Source organism: Pseudolysinimonas sp., assembly GCF_031389465.1.
Classification (GTDB): domain Bacteria; phylum Actinomycetota; class Actinomycetes; order Actinomycetales; family Microbacteriaceae; genus Pseudolysinimonas_A.
The window spans coordinates 1-3,397 of record NZ_JANMSQ010000213.1; the positions used below are offsets into that span (position 1 = coordinate 1).

At 68.3% G+C, this 3,397-nt stretch carries 4 protein-coding genes; 1 reads left to right on the top strand and 3 read right to left on the bottom strand.

Annotated elements, in window-relative coordinates; translation table 11 throughout:
• The 3 genes from RMO30_RS08630 to RMO30_RS08640 form a co-directional block, all read right to left on the bottom strand.
• Positions 1-1,051, bottom strand: a 1,051-nt coding sequence (locus RMO30_RS08630; RefSeq protein WP_309712036.1) for a hypothetical protein, incomplete at its 3' end; no start/stop codon positions are given.
• Positions 1,052-1,061: 10 nt separating this feature from the next.
• Positions 1,062-1,658, bottom strand: a complete 597-nt coding sequence (locus RMO30_RS08635; RefSeq protein WP_309712039.1) for a hypothetical protein — start codon at positions 1,656-1,658, stop codon at positions 1,062-1,064.
• A complete protein-coding gene (locus RMO30_RS08640) occupies positions 1,655-2,257 on the bottom strand; it encodes a DNA-binding protein (RefSeq protein WP_309712041.1) in 603 nt (200 codons plus the stop codon). Before RMO30_RS08640 ends, RMO30_RS08635 begins: the two co-directional genes overlap by 4 nt.
• 151 nt (positions 2,258-2,408) lie before the next feature.
• Here RMO30_RS08640 and tyrS point away from each other — a divergent pair.
• Positions 2,409-3,397 (top strand): tyrosine--tRNA ligase (gene tyrS / locus RMO30_RS08645; RefSeq protein ID WP_309712043.1); only part of this gene is annotated, 989 nt, incomplete at its 3' end.

Consider the following 3,397-nt stretch of genomic DNA (forward strand, 5'->3'; position numbering starts at 1 on the left):
TACTGAGGGATGCCGCTGCCGAGGTCGTGCCGAACACCATCACGACCGCGGCGAGCACGGCCCAGTACCAGTGCCGCGGGTCGACGAACTGGGCGACGAGCAGCGAGAGGGCGATAGCCGCCAGCAGTTGCGTCGCGATCGAGAGCAAACTGCGGCCGGCGCGCCACCAGTCGATCCGGGGCGGCGCGTACGGCTGGTCGAGGGTGGACGTGCGGCGCGGCGTGCGAGCGCGTTCCGGCGCGTGGAGCAGGGGATCGAGCACGAGAGCGTCGAGATCCGCGGTGCCGCCGCCAGTAAGAGCCGCCGCGACGGCGAGCTCGAATCGCGCGCCGAGCTCGGCGAGAGCCGCCCCATCGCCGCGGCGCAGCGCGTCGGGCCAGCCGTCAGAGTCTGCGGCAATGCGGGCACGGGTCGCCGAGATCCCGGCTTCGAGCGCATCAAGATGCCTGCGGGCGGACTGTTCCCCGCCAGCGACGGCGAGCGGCATCTGGTCGACGAGGGCGCGCAGGCTGCCGATCATCCGGCGGGTGTGGATGCGCGGTCGGTAGCGCAGCAGCACGGTCAGCATGAGGACGGGAAGCCCGGCGCCGACGATCACCCCACCGAGCACCCACGGCAGGTCGACCCAGCCGGGCCGAGCGATCGCGGCCGCCACGAACCCGGCGACGCCACCGAGCGCGACGATCGTGCCACCGGCACCGAGCAACGTCGAAGCGAGTACGGCGATGGCGAGCCCGAAGAACACGGCCACCGACACCAGCGGATCGTCGAGAACGAGCATTCCCAGCACGAGCCCGATGCTCCCCGAAGCGGCGAGCATGAGCAGGGGCACGAACCGGCGCCGCTCGCGAGCGCCCATCCCGATCGTCGTGCTGCCGACAGCGGCGACCAGCATCCCGGGAATCGCGAACGACCACTCGATGCCGACAGCCCCGCACACGGCGAACAGCGCCACGACGACCACCAGGAAGCTCGTCGTGGCACGCACGGCGGCACCGAGCCGCCGGAGTCCGGGGTCGGACGCAGAGAAGGCGAGCCGCAGAGTGTTCACGCGTCGATGTTCACGCGTTGAGGGCGATCGGCAGCACGATGAGGGCGCCGCACAGGGCAGCCCAGGTCATGCTCACGAGAGTTCCGATGATGAATCGCTCCCGTGCCTCGGGAGCGTCGAGTTCCGAGAATCGGCCGAGGCCCTTGATCGCGATGACAGCGGCGATGATCTCGAAGCGTCCGACCAGAATCGCACCGATCACGGCGAGGCGTTCGAGGTAGCCGATCCAGGTGCCACCGCGTAGCACCTCGCGGGTTCGCGTCGCGCTCTTCGCACCGCTTGCGGTCTCGTCCGGCACGAGGATGCCGCCGTGGGTTCCGCCGTCGACGTCACCTTTCGCCGCGCGCCCCAGTACCCAGACCGTGAGCGGGTTACCGCCGATAATGCCGAGCGCCGCGAGACCGAGCGCGACGATCGTGGGCAGGGCGGGTGGCTCAGGAAAGTCGAGATCGAACGCGAGCCAGAGGATGCCGAACCCGACCGGGAGCAACCCGAAGAGTGCCAGCACCGGCTGTCGAAGCCGGATGGCGAGGATCGCGACGGCGACAGCGGCGAGCACGAACACGACGGCGCCGATCCAGGGGATGACGACGAGGAGCGAATTCATCCTCCGATCCTCCCACCCTCGTCAGTCAGCATCGAGCCGAGCGCATCGCGTGCCTCACGATCGAGCCGCAGACCCGCGGTCAGTGCGCGTTGGCTCGCGGCTTGCACGGTGATTCCGAGCCGGCCCGCGGCGTCGGTGAGGGTGAGCCCCGGGTCGCCCTCGAGCAGGTCGAACAGCTCCCAGCCTTCGGAGGTGCGGCGCTCTCGCAGGGTGAGCAGCAACCGGATGAGGGGGTCGAGCCGCTCCGCGCTGCTGTCGGCGACGAGCGCGAATCGTGCCGGCCGCTTCTTCGCGGTGCTGACGGCTTCTCGGGCGTTGACGAATGCGGTGCCCGACATCGCGCGCACACTTGACCCGAGCGGTGAGCGCGCGTCGCCGACGCCGAGACCGACACGCCAGTCACCGGCCCGCACGAGCGTCAGCGCGAGGTCGAGCGCGACGGCTCCCTCCTCGGTCGCGACCTGGAACTCATCCCCAGCCGTTCGCTCGGGGGGTGCGACGAGGCGGCTGCCGAGTCCACGTGTGATGTCGTGCAGCGCAGGCTCGACGCGGTCAGCGTGGTTCTGACTGTCGATCTGATCGACGGTGAGGACGAACATCCCTCAAGGATAAAGTATTGAAAGAGAGAGTTCAAGCATCAAGCCTTGATTAGTGGTCGTCGCCACTGGAGAACCCGCTTGAGGAACTGTCCCGAGGGCGGCAAGGCGGGGACGCACGGTGACACCCGAGCGCGGCGGGTAATCTGTCCCGGTGCCCGCATCCTCCAGCTCCGACGAGCAGATACTCGCGCACCAGCGCAACGATCCGACGTTCGACAACGTCTGGGACGAGCTCGTCTATCGCGGTCTCGTGCACGTCTCGACCGACGCGGGGGAGCTGAAGAAGCTGCTCGCCGGTCCTTCTGCTGTGTTCTACTGCGGCTTCGACCCGACCGCGGCGAGTCTGCACCTCGGCAACCTCGTGCAGCTGCTCACGATGCGTCGCATCCAGCTCGCCGGTCACCGCCCGCTCGGCCTCGTCGGAGGCTCAACCGGACTCATTGGCGACCCCCGACCGACCGCGGAGCGCATCCTCAACACGCCCGAGACGGTCGCCGAATGGGTCGGCAACCTGCAGGCTCAGGTGCAGCGCTTCCTGGCCTTCGACGGGACGAGCGCTGCGCGAATGGTGAACAACCTCGACTGGACGGCGCCGCTGTCGGCGATCGACTTCCTGCGCGACATCGGCAAGTACTTCCGGGTCGGCACAATGGTGAAGAAGGAAATTGTCGCCAAGCGGCTGCACTCCGACGAGGGCATCTCGTACACCGAGTTCAGCTACCAGGTGCTGCAGGGCATGGACTTTCTGCACCTGTACCGCGAGTACGGCTGCGTGCTGCAGACCGGCGGCAGCGACCAGTGGGGCAACCTCACCAGCGGCGTCGACCTCATCCACAAGGCCGAAGGGGTCGGCGTTCACGCAATCGGTACGCCGCTCATCTCCTACAGCGACGGCACGAAGTTCGGCAAGAGCGAGGGCAACGCGGTCTGGTTGGATGCCGCCCTCACCAGCCCCTACGCGTTCAGCCAGTTCTGGCTCAACACCGACGACGCCGACGTCATCGCGCGGCTCAAGGTCTTCACGTTCCTGCCGCGCGCGGAAATCGAACGCCTCGAGCAAGCGGTCGCGAGCGAACCGTTCAAACGTGAAGCGCAGCGCACGCTCGCCCGCGAGGTGACCACCCTCGTGCACGGAGCGGC

Bases quoted from the DNA above. Each gene is read 5' to 3' on its own strand.
- RMO30_RS08635 (WP_309712039.1), bottom strand. From the start codon at position 1,658: ATGAATTCGCTCCTCGTCGTCATCCCCTGGATCGGCGCCGTCGTGTTC.
- RMO30_RS08640 (WP_309712041.1), bottom strand. From the start codon at position 2,257: ATGTTCGTCCTCACCGTCGATCAGATCGACAGTCAGAACCACGCTGAC.